Genomic DNA, 19,754 nt, shown 5'->3' with positions numbered 1-19,754 from the left:
GTTTTGCCGGAGGTGCCTGCCGGCCGGTGGCTGGCACTCCCTGCGGTGGCCGGGGCAGCCCGGCAACCGCTACTTCGCGTCCGGGTGCAGCGCGTTGTAGCCCACCCGCACCGGCTTCACGCCCTGCATCACCAGCGCGTAGCTGACGTTGTCGAAGGTGCGGAACACCATCGCGTGCGCGGCATATTCGTCCGGCAGCGAGACTCGGCCTGCGCCGGTGCTGAGCGAGTCGTCCATGCGCGACGAGGTCGGGTACTTCATGCGGTGCGCCACGTGGCGGCCGGGGCGCCACAGCGAGAACACGGTGCCGTTGTCCACACCCTGGGCGCGACCTGCGGAAATCGCGATCACGTCGCGCGGGCCACCGGCGGTGAACATGTCGGTCACCGCCAGTACGCGCACGTCCACGCCCTCGACACCCGCGGCGGGCACGTGGGGCACGAACTGCAGGTCGTACGGCTTGGCTTCGACCGGCACCAGGCGGTCGCCGGCGCGCACTTCGCGGCCACCGACGTTCTTGTCCAGCACCAGCGTGGAGGCCTCGACCTTGCCGCCGGCGATCTGGGTGATGGTGCCGGTGGCGACCTGGGCCAGCTCGTAGCCGAGCACGCCACGCCGTGCGTTGGGGGCGTTGTAGGCCTTCCACAGGTTGCCGCTGCCGGGGGTGACGTCGCCATTGGCGGTCAGGTCCTCGGTCGGCTTGGGCTGGGCGTAGCGCACGGTCGGGCGTACCACGGCCCAGCGCTGGCCCACCTGGGCATCGGCCAGGCGCACGTAGACGGTGTCGCCACCGGACACGCGCAGGCGGCTGTCCTCCAGGCCGACCACGTAGGGCAGCTGCTTGACGCTGTCGACCACGCTCAGCTGCTTCAGGAACGGCTCGACCTGGGCCAGCGGAATGGCGTCGATCGGGGCCTCCTGGCGCGGGCCGGGCCGGGCCGCCACGGTCACCCGGTCCAGATAGGCCAGGCTGAGTACGTCACCGGGATAGATCAGGTGCGGATTGGCGATCTGCGGATTGGCCTGCCAGATCTCCGGCCACAGCCACGGCTTCTGCAGGAAACGTGCGGCGATATCCCACAACGTGTCCCCTTTTCGGACCACATAGGTGTCCGGGTGCCCGCCATTCACTTCCACGGCGGTAGCATAGGCAGCCACGGTCAGCATCGCCGCGGCGACGACCGTACGAAAACGAAGCAACATAGGTGTGAAGCCCTGATTCCCCAACAGGTCCGCGCACTATAGTCCAGAAACCGGGGCGCAAGGCAAGCGTTGGAGCTAGAATCTGCGACGTATGCCGGCGTGCCGGCCCCCTATCCGGAAACAGCCATGGCCCTTCTCCCCATTCTCGAGTTCCCCGATCCGCGCCTGCGCACCAAGGCCGCGTTGATCGAAGCCGCCGAAGTCACCACGCCGGCCTTCCAGGAACTGATCGACAACATGTTCCAGACCATGTACGACGCCCCGGGCATTGGCCTGGCCGCCACCCAGGTGGACGTGCACAAGCGCTTCATGGTCATCGATGTCAGCGAAGAAAAGAATGAACCGCATGTGTTCATCAACCCGGAAATCGTCGCCAAGGACGGAGGCCGGGTGTACCAGGAGGGCTGCCTGTCGGTCCCGGGCATCTTCGCCGACGTGACCCGCGCCGACACCATCACCGTGAAGTACCTGGACCGCAATGGCCAGCAGCAGGAGCTGGAAGCCGGCGAAGTGCTGGCCACCTGCATCCAGCACGAGATGGATCACCTGGACGGCAAGCTGTTCATCGACTATCTGTCGCCGCTCAAGCGCGAGATGGTGCGCAAGAAGCTGGCCAAGCAGCGCAAGCACGTGGCGTGATCGCCAATCCGGGCCGCCCTTCGGGTGGCCCGTGCCTGCGCGACGCGCGCGGGCTGTACGGCGCCGGCCGACGGCGCCGTTTTCTTTCCTGCACGAATCCATCCTGCAAGTGGGGTAGCCATGAGGATTGTCTTTGCCGGTACGCCGGAATTCGCGGTGTCATCGCTGCGCGCGGCTGCGCGCCATCACGAGGTCGTGGCCGTCTACACCCAGCCTGATCGCCCGGCCGGGCGCGGCCGTGGCCTGGCGCCGTCGCCGGTCAAGCTCGAAGCCGTGGCCCGCGGCATTCCGGTCTACCAGCCGGAGTCGCTGAAGGGTGAAGCCGCCCAGCAGCAACTGCGCGACCTGCAGCCGGACCTGATGGTGGTGGTGGCCTACGGCCTGATCCTGCCCAAGGCGGTGTTGGCCATTCCGATCCATGGCTGCTGGAACGTGCATGCCTCACTGCTGCCGCGCTGGCGCGGTGCCGCGCCGATCCAGCGTGCGATCCAGGCCGGTGACGCAAAGACCGGTGTGTGCCTGATGCAGATGGAGGCCGGCCTGGATACCGGCCCGGTGCTGCTGCACCAGGAGCTGCCGATCGCCGCCACCGATACCGGTGGCCAGCTGCACGACAAGCTGGCCGAGCAGGGCGCACAGGTGCTCTCCGACGGCCTGGGCCTGCTGCGCGCCGGCATCAAGCCGATCGCGCGACCGCAGCCGGAACAGGGCGTGACCTACGCACACAAGCTGGACAAGGCCGAAGCGAAGCTGGACTGGGCGCAGGATGCGGGCGCGCTGGCGCGCACCGTGCGCGCGTTCAATCCGTGGCCGATCGCCGAGGCGACGCTGGCCGGCGAACGCGTGCGCATCCATGGCGCGGTGGCGCTGGAGGCGGACCACGGCCAGGCACCGGGTACGGTGCTGGCCGCCGGCCGCGATGGCATCGACATCGCCTGTGGCCAGGGCGCTCTGCGCCTGCGCGTGCTGCAGCGTGAAGGCGGCAAGGCGATCACCGCCGCCGACTACCTCAACGCTCGCCGCGACCTGCGCGTGGGAGCGTAAGCGGTGTCGAAGCAGAACGATTTTTCCATCGCCAAGGCGGCGCCGGGCGCGGCGACGCGCATGCTGGCCGCACGCGTGCTGGCCCAGGTGTTCACCCGTGGCCGTTCGTTGAAGGCCGAACTGGCCTGGGCATTGCCGAAGCTGGCCGACAGCCGCGACCGCGCGCTGCTGGAAGCACTGTGTTTCGCTGTCCTGCGTCGCCGCAGTACCTATGACGCTGCCTTGCAGGCATGGATGCAGAAGCCGCTGTCGGCGCGTGACGCCGATCTGCGCACGCTGCTGATGGTCGGCTTCGCCCAGCTGGACGTGCTGGAGCTGCCGGCACACGCGGCGCTGTCGGCCACCGTCGATGCGGCACGCGCGCTGGGTCGCGAGCGCCAGGCGGGCCTGGTCAATGCGATCCTGCGCCGCGCGCAGCGCGAGGGTTTCCCGGAGCAGCCTGCACGCGACGCCTTCCCGGACTGGCTGGCCGATGCGATCGAGCGCGATTGGCCGGCGCAGGCCGAGGCGATCTTCAACGCCAGCCTGCAGCCGGCACCGCTGTGGCTGCGCGCCAACCGCCAGCATGGTGGTCGCGACAAGGTGCTGGCCACGCTGTCCGACGCCGGCATCGGCGCCGAAGCCAGTGCGCTCTGCACCGACGCATTGCGCCTGGCGGCCCCCGTTGCGGTGAACCAGTTGCCTGGCTTCGCAGACGGTGCGCTGTCGGTGCAGGACCTGTCGGCGCAATGCGCGGCCGACGCGCTGGCGCCGGTGGCCGGTGCGCGCGTGCTGGATGCCTGTGCGGCACCGGGCGGCAAGTCGGCGCACCTGCTGGAGCGTGACCCCAGCCTGCGCCTGCTGGCGCTGGATATCGACGCGCGCCGGCTGGCCCGTGCACGCGACACCTACACCCGCACCGGGGTGGGCGAGCATGCACAGACGCTGGTTGCCGATGCCAGTGATCCCGGTTCGTGGTGGGACGGCGTGCCGTTCGACGCGATCCTGCTGGATGCACCGTGTTCAGCCACCGGTGTGATCCGTCGCCAGCCGGACGTGATGTTCCATCGTCGTGCGGAAGACATCGATGCGCTGGTCGGCGTGCAGGCGCGCCTGCTGGAAGCCTGCTGGTCGATGCTGCGGCCGGGTGGCGTGCTGCTGTATGCCACCTGTTCGATCCTGCGTGCCGAGAACATCGATCAGGTGCGCGCGTTCCTGAAGTGGCATCCGGACGCCGTGGCGCAGCCGTTGGGTGACGAGTTCGGCGTGGATTGCGAAGGCGTGGCACGCCAGCGACTGCCGGGTGACAACGATGCTGACGGTTTCTTCTACGCGCGTCTGATAAAAGCAGCCTGACCCCCGCTGCCGTTTCGAGTCCCATGCTGAAAACCCACGCGTCGCGCCAGACGTGGTTGTTCGTGCTGATGGCCCTGCTGGTGCTGGGGACCGGTCTGGGCCTCCGTGATCCGTGGCCCTCGGATGAGCCACGTTTCGCGCTGGTGGCCAAGCAGATGGTCGACAGCGGTTACTGGTTGTTCCCGCATCGCGGCCCCGAACTGTATTCGGACAAGCCGCCGATGCTGATGTGGTGGCAGGCCACGTTGTACAGCCTGGTCGGCCACTGGCGGGTGGCGTTCCTGCTGCCCTCCTTGCTGGCTGCGCTGGGCACGCTGTGGTGCGTGGTCGACCTCGGCCGCCGCCTGTGGACGCGGCAGGTGGGGCTGTACGCGGGCTGGGCACTGCTGTTCGCGCTGCACTTCACCTTCCAGGCGAAGAAGGCGCAGATCGATCCGCTGGTGGTGCTGTTCATCACCCTGGCCAACTACGGCCTGCTGCGCCATCTGCTGCTGGGTCCGGCCTGGCGCTGGTGGTGGCTCGGCTGGTTCTTCGCCGGCATCGGGGTGATCACCAAGGGCGTAGGCGTGCTGGCGCTGATGATGATCGCGCCGGCCGCAATCGCATCCATGCTGCATTGGCCACGGGTGCGCCTGCATGTGCGTGACCTGCGTTTCTGGCTGGCACCGCTCGTCTTCCTGCTGGCGGTGTCGTTGTGGCTGGCGCCGATGCTGCTGGCCGGCCTGGCCACCGGCTCGGAGCCGTACCGCGCCTACATGGACGACATCCTGTTCCGGCAGACTGCGCGGCGCTATACGCAGTCCTGGGACCATCACCAGCCGTGGTGGTATTTCCTGGCGATCATGCCGTCGATGTGGATTCCCGCGTTCCTGCTGCTGCCGTGGGCAGTTCCGGCCTGGTTCCGGCGGCTGCGTCGGCGCGATGCGCGCTACCTGCTGCCGTTGGCCTGGTGGCTGCTGGTCGTGCTGTTCTTCTCCATTCCGCACGGCAAGCGCGACGTCTACATCCTGCCGGCATTGCCGATGTTCTGCCTGGCGTTGGCGCCGTTGCTGCCCGGGCTGCTGAGGCGGCGCGACGTGCAGCGCGTGCTGGGCGCTTTCACCATGGTGCTGGCATTGGCGCTGGGCCTGGTCGGTGCGCTGGCGCTGCTGGGTGATCCCGGTTTCGAAGTGCGCCTCACCCATGGCCGCGGGCTGCTTCCCGGCGCCACCGATGCGCTGGCCTGGGCGGCGCTGGCGATGGCGATCTGGGCGGCCCTGAGCCTAGGGGTGTGCGGGCGCCGGCGTCGGCACGTGGCCCTGGTTTCCAGCCTGGCCGGGGTCTGGGTGCTGTACAGCCTGGTCGGTTATCCGGTGTTGAACGATTCCAGCTCGGCCCGTGGCCTGATGCGTGAAGTCAGCGCACGCATCGGCCCGCAGGCCGAGCTGGGACTGGTGGCATGGAAAGAGCAGAACCTGCTGATGGCCGATCGCCCGGCGGCCACCTTTGGATTCGAAGCGCGTTGGCATGAACAACTGCAGGCGGCCGTGCGCTGGCAGCGGCTGGTTCCCCAGCAGCGCTGGCTGCTGGTGAACGAGGATGCGATGCAGGCCTGCATTGATCGTGCGCGGGCCGAGATGGCGGGCATTTCCAATCGTCGCCGCTGGTGGCTGGTGCCTGCCGACGCGGTTGCAGGCACCTGCCGACCGTCGGCGGCGGAACTCGAGCACGAGCGCCGCCTGCAGGGACCCGGGATCGCCGATTGAGCGTTCGGGCAACGCGGCTCAGGTGCTGGCCAGGGCGGCGTGGTAGCTGGCCAGCGTGGCGTCGGCGAATGTCTGCAGGCCGAACTCCCGCTGTGCATGGCGGCGTGCTGCACCTCCGTGTTCCGGCAGCGCATCGCGCTGTGCGTACAGCGCCTGAACCTGTGCGGCGATGGCGTCGATGTCGCGGGTGGCAACCACCCAGCCATCGACACCTGGTTCGATGTTCTCCGGCAGGCCCGCATAGTCGCTGACCAGCATCGGCTTGCCGCTGGCCATCATTTCGCGGCAGGCGAAGGAGATCGTCTCGACGTCATGGGACAGTACGAAGCCAGCGTCGCCGGCAGCGATCAGGACGCGGGTATCGGCCAGCAGGCCGGTGAAGTGCACCTGTGCGGCGACCTCGCCCAGCGCCTGCACCTGTTCGCGCTGCAGCGCGCTGGGCAGGTGGCCGGCCACGGCCATGTGCACGTGCGGACGCACTGCATCGGGCAGCCGCGCGATGGCCCGGGCCAGGTCGATCCAGCCTTTGTAATCGTCGGTGCCGGCGTTGCTGACCAGCACCAGCGCCTGTGGATCCTGCGTCCATTGCTGGCGCAGTGCGCAACCGGTGCCGGCCGGCTGCGGCGAGTAACGCTCGAGGTCCACGCCGTTGCGGACCACGTCGATCGGGCAGCGACGGTAGGGGCCCTGTTCCAGCAGGCGCTTGGTGTCGGCCGATACTGCGATCACGCGGTCGGTGGCCAGGCGGGCACGGACGGCGTTGCCCAGGGTGTTGGTCGGCTTGCTGTTGTGCTTGGTGAGGATGATCGGCGGGCGGCGCATGCCGAGCAGGCCCTGCATCACGAAGCGGTGGTCACGTGCACCGTTGACGTGGATCAGGTCGATGCCTTCTTCGCGCACCAGCCTGCGCAGCGCGCGCTGTTCGGCCAGCTGCCGGGGCAGCGTTGGCAGGCCGCTGCCGAACGCAATCGGCAGTGTGCGGGCGATGCCTTCATCGGCCATGGTCCGCAGCAGGCGGCTGTCGGCCGGTGCGGCGACATGGAGCGTGTGCTGGCCATGCAGGGCCCGCGCCAGCGAGACGATGTACGTGGTGTGACCGCCACCGTCGCCGTAGTGGAAGTTGGTGTACAGGATTTTCATGGGGGGTCTTCAGGCAACGCCCGCGCAGTGTGACACAGCGTGGTCAAGGCCGGTCCGCAGAAGGCGCCGGGTCGGCCACCGCCTGTCCATTGCCCAGCATCCACAACATGATGGTCTTCTGCCGCACGTAGTTGGCCCGTACATAGGCGTAGACCAGACCGTGCCAGCCATCGCGGAAGCCGCCGCGGAACAGGAATCCGCGCCAGAACCGCCAGGCCGGGGCCAGCACCAGCTTGCCCAGTGTGGCCCGCTTGCCGCGCGCGAACTCGTGCTCGGCCATCATCCGCGCGTACTTCTCGGTCTTGGCCAACTGCTGCTGCAAAGACCGGTACGGGTAGTGGATCAGGTCGCCGGGCAGGGTGCCCACGCTGCCGTCGACGCTGGCGGCCTCGTGGATCTCGCGCTTGCCGCGCCAGCCCCCGCGGCGGCGGTCGAACAGGCGCATCACCCGGTCCGGATAGGCATTGCCATGGCGCAGGAACTTGCCGAAGTACTCCGACAGGCGTGCGAAGCGATAGCCGGCATGGCCGGCGAAGCCGCCGTCACGGACCTGTTCGATGGCCGTGCGCAGCGCCGGGCTGATCCGTTCGTCGGCATCCAGGCACAGCACCCAGTCGTGGCGGGCCTGCTCCACACAGAACGCCTTCTGGCTGCGGAAGCCGTCGAACGGGCGCTGCAGCACGCGGGCACCGGCGGCCTCGGCGATGGCTACGGTGGCATCGGTGGAATACGAGTCCACCACCACGATCTCATCGCAGAAGGCCAGCGAGGCCAGGCAGTCGCCGATGCGCCCGGCTTCGTTGAACGCGATAATGCACGCCGAGATGCGAGGCCGTTCGATGGGAGCGGTCGTGGAGGACATGATGGCCGGGTACCTGTTGTTTGCGACGGAGCGTTATGCGCTGCCTATTCTCGCCCCGTTGGCGCAGGCCTTGCACGCCTCCGGGCAGGAGGTGGCGGCCTGGTTCGAAGGCGGCGCGGCTGGCAGCAGCCTGCCGGGGGTGCCCAACATCGGCCTCAAGCAGGCCCTGGCGATGCGTCCGCGGGCGGTGTTCAGCGCGGCCAACTGGGTGCCGACATTCCTGTCCGGGGCCAAGGTGCAGCTGTTCCATGGCTTCAACGTGGAGAAGCGGGACAGCGCGCGCGGCCACTTCCGGGTGCGCGGCATGTTCGACCTGTACTGCACGCAGGGCCCGGCCACCACCGCGCCGTTCCGGGAGATCGCCGCCTTGCAGGGCCACTTCGCGGTGGCCGAGACCGGCTGGCCGAAGCTGGACCCGCTGTTCCGCGATGACGGTGGCGAGAGTTCCGCGCTGCGCGCACCGGCCGGAGACCGCCCGGTGATCCTGTTCGGCTCGACCTTCACTGAACGGTTGAGTGCGGCCCCACACCTGCATGCGCAGATCGCCGCTGATATCGCCGCCGGCGACCACTACTGGCTGCTGACCCTGCACCCGAAGTGCCCGCCGGAACTGTTCGAACGCTACCGCGCGCTGGCCGGTGCCAATGCCCGCTTCATCGAGCCGGAACAGGTGATGGCCGCGCAGCGTGCCGCCGACGTGCTGGTCTCGGATACCTCGTCGATCGTTTCGGAGTTCATCGTCCAGCACAAGCCGGTGGTGACCTTCCGCAACCGCGTGCCCAAGCCGCACATGATCGACTTCGATGATCCTGCGCAGCTGCCGGCGATGCTGCAGCGCGCGCTGCACCCGGATGCAGCGTTGCAGGCGGAGATCGTGCGCTACGCCGACACCATCCACCCTTACCGCGATGGCCGCTCCAGCGAACGGGTGATCGCGGCCACCGAGGATTTCCTGTCCGGTGAAATGGGTGCGTTGCGGCGCAAGCCGTTCGGCAGCTGGGTGCGCGATCTGCAGATCCGCAAGGACCTGGGGTATTGGGGCCCGTCGCAGCGCTGAAGCCTCGCTGACCTCGCTCGCGGTAGTGCCGGCCGCTGGCCGGCAATCTCGGTAATGTCGGCGGATGCCGGCCAGCGGCCGGCACTACCTGTTTCAAGGCCGGGGTGCGCGGTGCTCCATCACCAGCGCAGCTTGCGCCGAGCCAGTGCCGCGGCCAGCTGCTCCATCACCTGCTGGGCCTGTGCCTGCGGCAGATGGTGCAGGGTCAGCGCCACATCGCCGTGCGCGCCGGCGGTATCAAGCTGCAGGCTGCTGGTGCCGAGCAGCTTGTCCAGCGGCGAGCGCTGCAGGCGCAGTCCCTGCACCTTGTCCAGTTCGGCCCAGCGCCACCAGCGCTTCCACCAGCCGCCCCGCACCGCCACATAGTGGTCGTCCAGATACCAGCCCATGCGTGCCATCTGCCGGTGCGCGACCAGCAGCGCCACCGGCAGCCACGCCAGCACCAGCAGCCCCCACGATCCCCAGCGCCAGCACGCGGCCGCCGCCAGCAGCGGCACCAGCACCAGCGCGCCCAGGCACAGCCGCCACCAGCCGCGCTGCGGAACGGACTGCCACTGCGCCGGTGGCCATTGCAGCTGTGGCAGCAGATGCTGCACCAGCTCCGTGCAGCGCTCGCTCGACGCCAGTGGCGCGAGTTCGCGCAGGGCGCGGTCCTCTTCGCGCGAGGGGCCACCGGCGGCGCTGTCGATACGCAGCTGGCGCAGCCCGAACCAGCGCGGCAGAGTGCCTTCGCGCAGCGTCCAGGCCTGGATGCGACGACGCGCCACGCTGCTGCGGGTGCGGCTGAGCAGGCCGGCCGAAACGGTCAAGCGGCGATCCTGCTCGCTGAGCGTAAAGCCGTGGTAGCGCAGCAGGGTCAGCACCACCGACAGCAGGCGCAGCCCCAGCCAGCCCAGCAGCAGCGCGGCAGCCAAGAGCAGGAAGGCGCCGGTTACGCCGGGATGCAGGTGACTGGCATAGCCGAAGGCCTCGCGGCCACCACGCTGGATGGCATCGTCCATCACCGGCCGCGGCACGGTCTGGAACAGCACGCCGAACGCGGCCAGCGCCAGTGCCCAGCCACGGTTGGAGAGCAGGCCCATGCGCACCACGTCCCAGCTCGACAGGCGCAGCAGCACGTGCTCGCTGTCGACCTCGGCAATGGGCGGCGCATCAACGGCGTCAATGGCCTGTGGCGCCTGTCCACGCTGGCGTACCAATTGCTCCAGCGCCAGCGCCTGGTCCAGCTTCAGCACCCGCATCTCGGCTTCCGGACGCACGCCACCGGCCGATTCCAGGCGCAGTTCGGCCACGCCGAACAGGCGATGCAGCGGGTTCTGCCGTACTTCCACGTTGTGGATGCGCGCGAACGGGATCTCGCGGCGGTTGCGCGCCAGCAGGCCGCTGCGCACGGTGATCGCATCGCTGCCGATGCGGTAGCGGTAGCTGAGGTACTGCAGCACCGACACCAGCACCAGCGCGACGATCGCTGCCAGTGGGATCAGCTGCGCCCACATTGGATCGCGGTCGCCGCGCTGGCCGAATACCAGCAACGCCACCAGCGGCAGGAAGTAGTGGCGCAGCTGCATCAGCAGCACGAACAGCCACGACCACGGATGCAGGCGATGGTCCTCGCCACCGGCAGGCAGCGATGCGGGCAGGGGCGGCGGCAGGCTCACAGGGCGTCGGCGTCCTGGTCGAGCTGGTGCGACAGGGTGTCACGCAGGCGCTCGGCATCGGCCTCGTCCAGGCCGCTGACGGTCACCGCGCTCATGCGGGTACCGGCGGTGTGCACGATCAGCGTGGCCAGCCCGGCACGGCGTTCCAGCGGGCCGCGGCGCAGGTCCAGGTGCTGTACGCGCGAAATGGGGACGCGCGTTTCCAGCTGCCACATCAGGTCGCGGCGCAGGCCCAGCCCTTGGGCATCCAGCCGCCAGCGGGTGCGGGTCAAGCGCCGGCGGCCGAGCCAGGCGCCGAAGACGATGCCGATCAGCAGCCCAAGGGCGGCCGTCCACAGGCCGCCGGGCAGGTCGAAGAACCACGCGGCTGCGGCCAGCGGCAGGCCCGGCACGAACAGGCCGCCGAAGGCACCTTCCAGTGCGGCCAGCCGCGCGGCGCGGCGCGGCAGCGACTGCCAGGCATCGGCGGTCGGAGCAGTAAGGGGAACGTCGGTCACGCGGGCTCCGTCAGGTGGCAGGGCGGGCGGTGGCGGCCGTGGCCGCACCGCGCAGACGGTAGCAGGTCGGCTGCGTTACTGGGCAGCCTGGATCAGCGCGTCCACATCCAGCATGTGGCCTGCGCGATCAGCCTTGGTGCGCAGGTAATGCTCGTTCTCGGCGGTGATCTCGCCGGTGACCGGAATGCAGTCCAGCACCTCGATGCCAGCGTTGCGCAGGCGCTGTGCCTTGGTCGGGTTGTTGCTGAGCAGGGCCACGCGCGAAATGCCCAGGCCACGCAGCATCGCCACCGCACTGCCGTAGCGGCGCTCGTCGGCACCGAAGCCCAGCTGTGCATCGGCATCGATGGTGTCCAGGCCGTCGTGCTGGTAGCCGTAGGCGCGCATCTTGGCGGCAATGCCGGTGCCGCGTCCTTCCTGGTCCAGGTACAGCAGCACACCGCCGCCCAGTTCCTTCAGCTTGCGCAGGCCACGCCGCAGCTGGTCGCCGCAGTCGCACTTCAGCGAACCGAACAGGTCGCCGGTCAGGCACGAGGAGTGCACGCGCACAGGCACCACTGCCGACAGGTCCGGTTCGCCGACGATGATCGCGACCTGGTCGCGCTGGGCCACGCCGCCGCGGAACACCGCGAAGGTGGTCATGCCGACGTCGCGCAGCGGTACCGGCGAACGTGCCACCAGTTCGTAATCGTGGGCCGCATGGGCAGCGCCTTCGGCCAGGTCGCACAGGGCCACTTCGGCAGCACCGTCAAAGGTGCGGTCTTCGGCGTCCAGGCGCACCGCCACCATTGCCGGCAGCAGCAGGCCGAGGCGGGCCAGTTCCACCGCGCCGGCATCGAAGGCGTCACCCGCGCTCCAGCCGTCCGGCATCGGGCCCGGCTCGCGCAGGTAGCCCAGCGAGGGCAGCGCATCGAAGGCAACACCCGCCAGCGGCAGGCGTGCTCCTTCCGGGGCCTCCACGCCGAGCACGCGGGCGCGGGTAGCGGTCAGGAACAGGTAGTGGCGCTCGCGCGCGGCACTGGCGAACGTGGCGAAGCTGCTGGCGGTGGCGCTGTCCAGTGCGATCACCGCCAGGCGCTGGCCCTGGCCATCGTGGAGCAGCACCGGGCGACCGGCGCGCAGTTCGGCCACCGCGCGTTCGCAGCGGATCGCGGCGGGATCGCCGAACAGGGAAGAGGCAGCAGGCATGGCAGGACCGGGGGAGGCGGACATCGCAGTCTCTATGGGGGCGCCGGCGTCGTATTCAACGTGGTGCGGCCGTCGGTCGCAGGTGCCAGGTGGGCCTGAGTGCGGCAGCCGTCAGTGCGGATGCTCTTCGGTCGCGTACGGGTCTTCCTCGCCGCTGCCCGGTGGCCGCAGCGTATAGCGCTTGTAGGTCCACTGGTACTGGGCAGGATCGCGGCGCGCAATGCGCTCGATGCCGGCATTGAGCGCGGTGGCGGCCACCTGCGGGTCCGGGTCGGCCACGGCCGGGTCGGTCGGCTCGATGTGCAGGGCGAATTCCATGTCCGGCCCGATGCGCTCGCACCAGCCGTACAGCACGGTGGCGCCGGTGCGCTCGGCCAGCCGGTTGACCAGGGTCATGGTCAGCGCCTGCACGCCGAAGAACGGCACGAACACGCCGTCGCCGGCCTTGGGCTGCTGGTCGGGCAGGATGCCGGTGGCACCGCCGTCCTTGAGCACCTTGAACAGCTGGCGCACGGCCGGGCCTTCAGCGCGCACCTGCTGTACGTTCTGGCCGCCCCGCACCAGCTGCAGGAAGGCATCGCTGGCTTCGTCCTCCGGCGGCTTGTAGACAATGGCGATCTGCCCGCGCGAGGCCAGCCACTGGTTCAGCAGCTCCCAGTTGCCGAAGTGAGGTGCGGCCACGATCACGCCCTTGCCGCTGGCCAGGGCCGCGTCGTACAGGGCCTCGCCGTGGCGCTGCTTCAGGTGCAGGCGCAGGTTGTCGGCCGGCGCCTGGCTCCACAGGCGCAGGGTCTCGATGGCCTGCAGCGCGGTGGAGCGCAGCAGATCGCGGTGCAGGCGATCGCGTGCGGCGCCGTCCAGCTCCGGGTAGGCCAGTTCCAGGTTGCGCCGGGTGACGCGGCTCTCACGGGCGTTGAGATTGATCCAGGCCCACGCCAGCGCGCGCGCGAATCCCCGCAGTACTGGCCAGGGCAGGCGGGCGAACAGGGTGGTGGCGCGGTAGACCAGCCGGGCTTTGCGTTGCGGATTCATCGGTGCCAGTTTAGCCAAGGCCGCTGCTATCGTGGCCGGCCCCGTTCATTGGAAGCCCACGATGCTCGTCCTGATCCAACGCGTCAGCCAGGCCGCCGTCCATGTCGATGACGAAGCGGTGGGGCAGATTGGCCCGGGCCTGCTGGCCTTGGTCGGCATGGAGCCGGGCGATACCGAGGCCCAGCTGCGGCGCATGGCCGAGCGCCTGCTGGGCTACCGGGTGTTCGCCGACGAGGCCGGGAAGATGAACCGGTCGCTGCGCGACACCGGCGGCGGCCTGCTGCTGGTCAGCCAGTTCACCCTGGCGGCCGATACCCGTTCGGGCATGCGGCCCAGCTTCACCAGCGCTGCAGCGCCGGACGAGGCTGAACGCGGGTTCAATCGATTTGTCGAGATCTGTCGTGAAAATCACGCGCCAGGGGTGGAAACGGGCCGATTTGGTGCCCATATGGTCGTCAGCCTGGTCAATGACGGTCCCGTGACCTTCCTTCTCAGGCCCTGAGCCTGCGGGACCACCGCCCGGCAGGCGGGGCCCCGGGCTGGTATAATGCTACGTTCCCTATTTCTCCCTAGCCGGTGGCGCGAGCACTACATGGCCAACGAACGTCCTGCCCAATCCGAAATCAAGCAACTGATCAGCAAGGGCCTGGAACAGGGCTACCTGACCTACGCCGAAGTCAATGACCATCTGCCGGACGACATGGTCGACCCGGAACAGATCGAAGACATCATCGGCATGATCAACGGCATGGGCATTGATGTCCATGAAGTTGCGCCGGATGTGGAAACCCTGCTTCTCAACGATGGCAACACCGGTAACCGCGAAGTCGATGACACCGCGGCCGAAGAAGCCGCCGCCGCGCTGAGCGCGCTCGACACCGAAGGTGGCCGTACCACCGACCCGGTGCGCATGTACATGCGCGAAATGGGCACGGTCGAGCTGCTGACCCGCGAAGGCGAAATCGCCATTGCCAAGCGCATCGAGGAAGGCCTTTCGCAGGTCCAGGCCGCTCTGGGCCAGTTCCCGGTCTCGGTCGAGTCGCTGCTGACCGACTACGAAGCCCACAAGGAAGGCAAGAAGCGCCTGGCCGAAGTGATCGTTGGCTTCAACGACCTGGCCGACGAAGAGCCGGCGCCGCCGGCGGCTGCTGCCGATGACAGCAGCGATGCCGACGCCGAAGGCGACGAGGACGAGGACGATGATGTCGAGGGTGGCGAGGAAGAAGCCGCACCGACCGGTCCGGACCCGGAGGAAGTCGCTGCGCGCATGCAGGCGCTGAGCGATGCCTTCAACGCCTTCAAGAAGGCGGCGACCAAGGGCGACAAGAAGAACCTGCCGCGCCTGCGCGAAGAGATGTCGGCGGTGTTCGTCACCCTGAAGCTGCCGCTGCCGCTGACCGATGTGCTGACCAAGCAGCTGCGCGACACCATGGCGTCGATCAAGGCCCACGAGCGCCGCGTGCTGAACCTGGCCACCGTCACCGCCCGCATGCCGCGCAAGGACTTCATCCGCTCCTGGGAAGGCAACCAGACCAACCTGGAGTGGGTGGAAGACGCACTGAAGCGCAAGCAGAAGTGGTCGTCGGCCCTGCGCGAAGTGAAGGACCAGATCATCGCCGAACAGCAGGCGACGATCGACATCGAGACGCTGACCCAGCTGGACCTGGAAGAGCTGAAGGAAATCAGCCGTGCCATGGCCTACGGTGAAGCCAAGGCGCGCAAGGCCAAGAAGGAAATGGTCGAGGCCAACCTGCGCCTGGTGATCTCGATCGCCAAGAAGTACACCAACCGCGGCCTGCAGTTCCTCGACCTGATCCAGGAAGGCAACATCGGCCTGATGAAGGCCGTGGACAAGTTCGAGTACCGCCGCGGTTACAAGTTCTCGACCTACGCCACCTGGTGGATCCGCCAGGCGATCACCCGCTCGATCGCCGACCAGGCGCGCACCATCCGTATTCCGGTGCACATGATCGAGACGATCAACAAGTTGAACCGCATTTCCCGCCAGATGCTCCAGCAGTACGGCCGCGAGGCTACGCCGGAGGAGCTGGCCAAGGAAATGGACATGCCGGAAGACAAGATCCGCAAGGTGATGAAGATCGCCAAGGAGCCGATCTCGATGGAAACCCCGATCGGCGACGACGAGGATTCCCATCTGGGCGACTTCATCGAGGACACCAACGTGGAGTCCCCGATCGAGAACACCACCAACATCAATCTGTCTGAAACCGTGCGCGACGTGCTGGCCGGCCTCACCCCGAGGGAAGCCAAGGTGCTGCGCATGCGCTTCGGTATCGACATGAACACCGACCACACGCTGGAAGAGGTCGGCAAGCAGTTCGACGTGACCCGCGAGCGCATCCGCCAGATCGAAGCGAAGGCCTTGCGCAAGCTGCGTCACCCGAGCCGTTCGGAACAGCTGCGCAGCTTCCTGGATATCGATTGATATCCGGCGGCTGTTGAAGCGTTGAGAAAAACCCCGCCTGGTGCGGGGTTTTTCTTTGGTAGTTCCCGGCGATGCCCGTTGGATCCTAACGATGTCGCATCTGCCATTTGAATACTTCTCGCGACGGCCGCACGCTGACCGCGCAGATGCTCAACACATCGCGTAGGCAGGCCGGTCTTCATCGGCGCTGATGCAAGCGCGCAGCAGGTCACGCAGATCACACACGGCCTGCTGCACTGATTCGTCATGCATCTGGAGTAACGCCATGAATGATGTGGAGCACGATCTGCCTGATTCCCTGCAGACTGATTTTCCGTCGCTGATGGATTGGGATGAAGTGATACAGGATGACCGTGAGGATAGGCTGGGATTTGCCCGCCGCACGACGTATGCGCTGCTGACGCTGTCTGGCGCGGAACTGGTCGAGGGCTTCGACGGCGGCAACCAGAAGGCACTGGAAGAGGCCAGAAGGACGGTGGCGTTGTTCCAGGCAGACCTGCGGCGGCAGGCGTGGTTCGCGGAAGCGGCGGAGAAGCGGTTGGAGCGCGTTGCTGAGGTTCTTGCTGCTGCCGGGTAGCCGATCGTGCGCGGCCTCCACTACACTGTGACGCTGCGCAGGGCCTATAGCTCAACGGTTAGAGCAGGGGACTCATAATCCCTTGGTTTCAGGTTCGAATCCTGATGGGCCCACCACATTGACGTCCAGCGAAGTCCAGTGACGACGCCCCAATGGCTTCTGGCTGGTGCATCAGGGGCACCAAGGGCAGCACCTTGCGGCGATGCCCTTCCATTGAAGTGCCCTCAGGATCGCGGAAGATTCTCGATCGGACCCACGCGACCGGGCGGGGGCGGCTGACAGTTGCCGAAGCACCCACCACCACCGGGGAACCAGCCGCCGATCCCGCCACCACCGCCAGTGCTGCCACCACCTCCGCCGCCGCCAGACGGGGGTGTCGAGGCGAAGCTGTCTTCAGTGCCGCCTGACTCTTCTGCCGACTTCCCGCACGGCTTGCTGACGGTGATCATGCTTGAGCCGGTCATCATCATGATTTTTGTCTTGTACATGACGTTGCCGACGAAAGACGTGTTGCGCCATGCATCCGCACCGAAGGTCCTTTCAGCGGTCTCATCCAGTTTCTTGAGGAATGCCTTGTTGGGTGCCTCTGCAGAGGAGGCGCCGGCTTGCTTGGCTGCCGCGATATCTTTCAGGTCGACCGATATCGAGAACGGGAGCATTGGAAGAACGGTGCAGGCCAGAGCAACACCGGTAACGGTGAAAGCTGCGGTGGCCAGGACGAATTTACTTACAGGTTTCATTGCCATCCTTGCGAGTTGTCAACGGGGAACGGGCGGTAATCGGGAACGAACGCGTTGCCGGTTCTTCCCTGGTAAAGCTGGTTGAAAGTAGCGTTCAGACGAAGTGCTTCGGCCTCCCCCTGCATCCGCTCCTCGATAGTGAGTGGCGCAGAGAACATGATTTCCCTGCCAAGCGCGGCGGAAGGGTCTGCGCGCATCTCCAGGACACGCGAAACCGCGTATGCGTTGATGTTTCCCGCTCGACCGGTGGATGCGAAATGTGTCGCAAGCAACTGCAGCGCAAAGTAGTTGCCGTCCACTGCGGACGACATCATCTGGTCCAGGGCCGCTCGATCGGGGAGCCTTCGCGAGTCCAGCATCGTGCGGGCAAGCTTGTCGCCGTTACTGGCGGCCTGTTCCAGCAACGCATCGGGCGCGCTGGAATAGGAAGCCCACTGTGCGGTATTCGGATAGCCGTGTTCGTCCAGCCAGCGTTGCTCTTCGCGGCTACGCCCATCAAATGGATCATCGTCCTTGGGCTCCATGGCATCGCGATTCTGCGGAACACCAGGAAACAGCATGCTCGTGCTGCTTGCAGGCCGTGACGCGGTCGATGCCACTAGGGATGGTGAGGTGGCTGGATCGCTGCGCTGCCCGCCCGCCTGTTCAACATCCGGTGCTGTTTGCGAGGGCTGTGGCGTGGGGCGAAGGAGGAGAAAGGCCGCTACTGCTCCCGTGGCGAGTACGGCAATGATGAGTGCTGCAGCGAATTTCTGCGATGAACTTCGGTTTTCCATGATGCCGGGACAGGTTCCTTGCGTTGAATTCGTATTGCGCATATCTGGATCGCCTGCATACAACGGAGAAGTGGTGCACCCTCCCCCAGTCACCCGTGGTCCGGATTCAGTTTTCGTTTACGTTGCTGTGGTCTGGTCCGTCAGCTGACTTCGAAGATGATCTGCTCGCTGGTGCATTCCGGCACACTTGTCGGGCCCGATGGTGGGTGGCTCGCATGCAGGGATCGACCATGCCCAACATCGATACGTCCGTGGAAGACTTCACCACTGAAATCGAAGACAGCCGGCATCTGTTCGCCTGGTGCCTGGTGCGCTACGGCCAGATTCCCGAAGCGCTGGCAATCGAACACGCACGCCAACGCTATCCCGACCAGGCCCCTGGCTGCGAGTACGAGCACGCACTGATCTTCCACGACGAGCCCTGGCACTGGGCGATGCTGCACGTGTTGGGTGAAGGGTACTGGCACCAGAACCCGGAACTGGCGCAGCCGTCGCTGGCGTACGACACCGAGTCGGATGCGTTGTGCCTGGCTCGCGGTGAGTCGGTTCCCTTGCTGGATGAGGACGAGTATCTCGGTGCGCTTGCCCATGCCCGCCATATGCATGCGTGGACGCTGATCCATCAGGCAGGCATTGCCGAAGAGCAGGCGCAGCAGCAGGCGCTCGAACACTACGCCTACTTTCCGCCGCATCATCGTTGGCGGATGCGCGTCCACGATGCGCGTGCTGCATGGGGCGGCGTGATGGGTGCGCTGCACCTCGATGACTACTGGTCGCAGCCGGAGCTGCACACGCCACCACAGGCCTATTGGCATGCGTCGCGCGCTTTCGTTGCCGCGAATGGAATCCGCCTGCCGGATGGTCCGGGAAGTGCCTGAAGCACTTCCCGGATCCTTCACGATCAGCTCTCCAGGAACGCCAGCAGGTCGGCGTTGATCCGGTCGGCGTGCGTGGTCGGAATGCCGTGCGGTGCACCCTCGTAGGTGATCAGCGTGCCGTTCTTTACCAGCTTCGCGGAAAGGACGCCGGAGTCGGCATACGGCACCACCTGGTCGTCATCGCCGTGGATCACCAGCACCGGAATGGAAATGCCCTTCAGATCTTCGGTGAAATCGGTCTGCGAGAAGGCAACGATGCCGTCGTAGTGCGCCTTGGCCGAGCCTTGCATGCCCTGCCGCCACCAGTTCCAGATCACCGCGTCCGACGGCTTCGCACCGGGGCGGTTGTAGCCGTAGAACGGTCCGGCCGGTACGTCATGGTAGAACTGCGCACGATTGGCGGCCAGCTGTGCCTGGAAATCGTCGAAGACCTCCTTGGGCGTGCCCTGTGGGTTGGCTGCGGTCTTGACCATCAACGGCGGCACCGAGCTGATCAATACCGCCTTGGACACGTTCTTCTCGCCATGGCGCGCGATGTAGCGCACCACCTGGCCGCCGCCGGTGGAATGGCCCACATGCATGGCACCCTGGGTGCCCAGCTTTTCGACCACTGCAGCAACATCGTCGGCATAGTGGTCCATGTCATGCCCGTCCCATACCTGGTTGGAGCGGCCGTGTCCGCGGCGATCGTGCGCGACCACGCGATAGCCCTTGTTGACGAAGAACAGCATCTGCGCGTCCCAATCGTCGGCGGTGAGCGGCCAGCCATGATGGAAATGGATGACCTTGGCGTCGCGCGGACCCCAGTCCTTGTAGAAGATCTCGACGCCGTCTTTGGTGGTAACCGTAGCCATTTCGGGGTTCCTCGCTGTTGGGTTTGGAGAACGTCCTGCGTCGCGGCGGCCTGCATCGGTGCAGGAGCAGGGACGCTGACGGT

General features: G+C 67.0%; 19 protein-coding genes and 1 tRNA gene. 10 read left to right on the top strand and 10 right to left on the bottom strand.

What is annotated here, in order from left to right; genetic code table 11:
- Nucleotides 1-69: 69 nt before the first annotated feature.
- The gene (locus N5D91_RS12345) at nt 70-1,203 is read right to left on the bottom strand and encodes a LysM peptidoglycan-binding domain-containing protein (RefSeq protein WP_110713877.1); all 1,134 of its coding nucleotides are present in this window, start codon (nt 1,201-1,203) and stop codon (nt 70-72) included.
- Nucleotides 1,204-1,329: 126 nt separating this feature from the next.
- On the opposite strand from N5D91_RS12345, the gene def reads away from it, so the two are divergent.
- From def to N5D91_RS12325, 4 genes are all read left to right on the top strand, one after another.
- Complete coding sequence (gene def, locus N5D91_RS12340) at nt 1,330-1,842, top strand: peptide deformylase (RefSeq protein WP_110713876.1); 513 nt, start codon at nt 1,330-1,332, stop codon at nt 1,840-1,842.
- Nucleotides 1,843-1,962: 120 nt separating this feature from the next.
- On the top strand, nt 1,963-2,886 hold the full coding sequence (gene fmt / locus N5D91_RS12335) for a methionyl-tRNA formyltransferase (protein ID WP_180853992.1): 924 nt from the start codon (nt 1,963-1,965) through the stop codon (nt 2,884-2,886).
- Nucleotides 2,887-2,889: 3 nt separating this feature from the next.
- Nucleotides 2,890-4,221, top strand: a complete 1,332-nt coding sequence (gene rsmB / locus N5D91_RS12330; RefSeq protein ID WP_164160820.1) for a 16S rRNA (cytosine(967)-C(5))-methyltransferase RsmB — start codon at nt 2,890-2,892, stop codon at nt 4,219-4,221.
- Between the two features lie 23 nt (nt 4,222-4,244).
- Nucleotides 4,245-5,966 (top strand): glycosyltransferase family 39 protein, encoded by a 1,722-nt coding sequence (locus N5D91_RS12325; RefSeq protein ID WP_180853991.1) that lies wholly within the window; start codon nt 4,245-4,247, stop codon nt 5,964-5,966.
- Nucleotides 5,967-5,984: 18 nt separating this feature from the next.
- Here the strand turns inward: N5D91_RS12325 and N5D91_RS12320 are convergent, their stop codons facing one another.
- Both N5D91_RS12320 and N5D91_RS12315 read right to left on the bottom strand, forming a co-directional pair.
- Nucleotides 5,985-7,106 (bottom strand): glycosyltransferase family 4 protein, encoded by a 1,122-nt coding sequence (locus N5D91_RS12320; RefSeq protein ID WP_180853990.1) that lies wholly within the window; start codon nt 7,104-7,106, stop codon nt 5,985-5,987.
- A 43-nt stretch (nt 7,107-7,149) separates the two neighbouring features.
- A complete protein-coding gene (locus tag N5D91_RS12315) occupies nt 7,150-7,968 on the bottom strand; it encodes a glycosyltransferase family 2 protein (protein WP_153854617.1) in 819 nt (272 codons plus the stop codon).
- Between N5D91_RS12315 and N5D91_RS12310 the strand changes: the two genes are divergently transcribed.
- Entirely contained in the window at nt 7,967-9,025 is a 1,059-nt protein-coding gene (locus N5D91_RS12310) for a CDP-glycerol glycerophosphotransferase family protein (RefSeq protein ID WP_180853989.1), read from the top strand. The two genes, N5D91_RS12315 and N5D91_RS12310, sit on opposite strands and share 2 nt — an antisense overlap.
- Before the next feature lie 119 nt (nt 9,026-9,144).
- Here N5D91_RS12310 and N5D91_RS12305 read toward each other — a convergent pair whose 3' ends face one another.
- From N5D91_RS12305 to N5D91_RS12290, 4 genes are all read right to left on the bottom strand, one after another.
- Nucleotides 9,145-10,683: a PH domain-containing protein gene (locus N5D91_RS12305; RefSeq protein WP_180853988.1), complete on the bottom strand. Its 1,539-nt coding sequence runs from the start codon at nt 10,681-10,683 to the stop codon at nt 9,145-9,147.
- Nucleotides 10,680-11,180: a PH domain-containing protein gene (locus N5D91_RS12300; protein ID WP_180846975.1), complete on the bottom strand. Its 501-nt coding sequence runs from the start codon at nt 11,178-11,180 to the stop codon at nt 10,680-10,682. The genes N5D91_RS12305 and N5D91_RS12300 overlap by 4 nt, the downstream gene beginning before the upstream one ends.
- A gap of 75 nt (nt 11,181-11,255) precedes the next feature.
- Nucleotides 11,256-12,392: a GTP cyclohydrolase II RibA gene (ribA, locus tag N5D91_RS12295; RefSeq protein WP_110713868.1), complete on the bottom strand. Its 1,137-nt coding sequence runs from the start codon at nt 12,390-12,392 to the stop codon at nt 11,256-11,258.
- A gap of 87 nt (nt 12,393-12,479) precedes the next feature.
- Nucleotides 12,480-13,400, bottom strand: a complete 921-nt coding sequence (locus tag N5D91_RS12290; RefSeq protein WP_180846977.1) for a lauroyl acyltransferase — start codon at nt 13,398-13,400, stop codon at nt 12,480-12,482.
- A gap of 61 nt (nt 13,401-13,461) precedes the next feature.
- Between N5D91_RS12290 and dtd the strand changes: the two genes are divergently transcribed.
- The 4 genes from dtd (at nt 13,462) to N5D91_RS12270 (ending at nt 16,539) form a co-directional block, all read left to right on the top strand.
- A complete protein-coding gene (dtd, locus tag N5D91_RS12285) occupies nt 13,462-13,902 on the top strand; it encodes a D-aminoacyl-tRNA deacylase (protein WP_110713866.1) in 441 nt (146 codons plus the stop codon).
- Between the two features lie 90 nt (nt 13,903-13,992).
- The gene (gene rpoD / locus N5D91_RS12280) at nt 13,993-15,846 is read left to right on the top strand and encodes an RNA polymerase sigma factor RpoD (protein WP_088027362.1); all 1,854 of its coding nucleotides are present in this window, start codon (nt 13,993-13,995) and stop codon (nt 15,844-15,846) included.
- A 265-nt stretch (nt 15,847-16,111) separates the two neighbouring features.
- The gene (locus N5D91_RS12275) at nt 16,112-16,423 is read left to right on the top strand and encodes a hypothetical protein (protein WP_164162167.1); all 312 of its coding nucleotides are present in this window, start codon (nt 16,112-16,114) and stop codon (nt 16,421-16,423) included.
- A 40-nt stretch (nt 16,424-16,463) separates the two neighbouring features.
- Nucleotides 16,464-16,539 (top strand) — tRNA-Ile (locus N5D91_RS12270).
- A 108-nt stretch (nt 16,540-16,647) separates the two neighbouring features.
- Here N5D91_RS12270 and N5D91_RS12265 read toward each other — a convergent pair.
- Entirely contained in the window at nt 16,648-17,163 is a 516-nt protein-coding gene (locus tag N5D91_RS12265; RefSeq protein WP_153854597.1) for a hypothetical protein, read from the bottom strand.
- The gene (locus N5D91_RS12260) at nt 17,160-17,981 is read right to left on the bottom strand and encodes a hypothetical protein (protein WP_134950789.1); all 822 of its coding nucleotides are present in this window, start codon (nt 17,979-17,981) and stop codon (nt 17,160-17,162) included. Before N5D91_RS12260 ends, N5D91_RS12265 begins: the two co-directional genes overlap by 4 nt.
- A 188-nt stretch (nt 17,982-18,169) precedes the next feature.
- On the opposite strand from N5D91_RS12260, the gene N5D91_RS12255 reads away from it, so the two are divergent.
- A complete protein-coding gene (locus N5D91_RS12255) occupies nt 18,170-18,817 on the top strand; it encodes a hypothetical protein (protein WP_110713860.1) in 648 nt (215 codons plus the stop codon).
- 23 nt (nt 18,818-18,840) lie between these two features.
- On the opposite strand, the gene N5D91_RS12250 is transcribed toward N5D91_RS12255, so the two are convergent.
- Entirely contained in the window at nt 18,841-19,671 is an 831-nt protein-coding gene (locus N5D91_RS12250) for an alpha/beta hydrolase (protein WP_180853987.1), read from the bottom strand.
- Between the last annotated feature and the right edge of the window lie 83 nt (nt 19,672-19,754).

Origin of the sequence: Stenotrophomonas sp. GD03794, from assembly GCF_029842145.1 — a bacterium.
Lineage (GTDB): Bacteria > Pseudomonadota > Gammaproteobacteria > Xanthomonadales > Xanthomonadaceae > Stenotrophomonas > Stenotrophomonas riyadhensis.
Note: the sequence above shows the minus strand (reverse complement) of the source record. Positions and strands in the feature narration are given on the sequence as shown.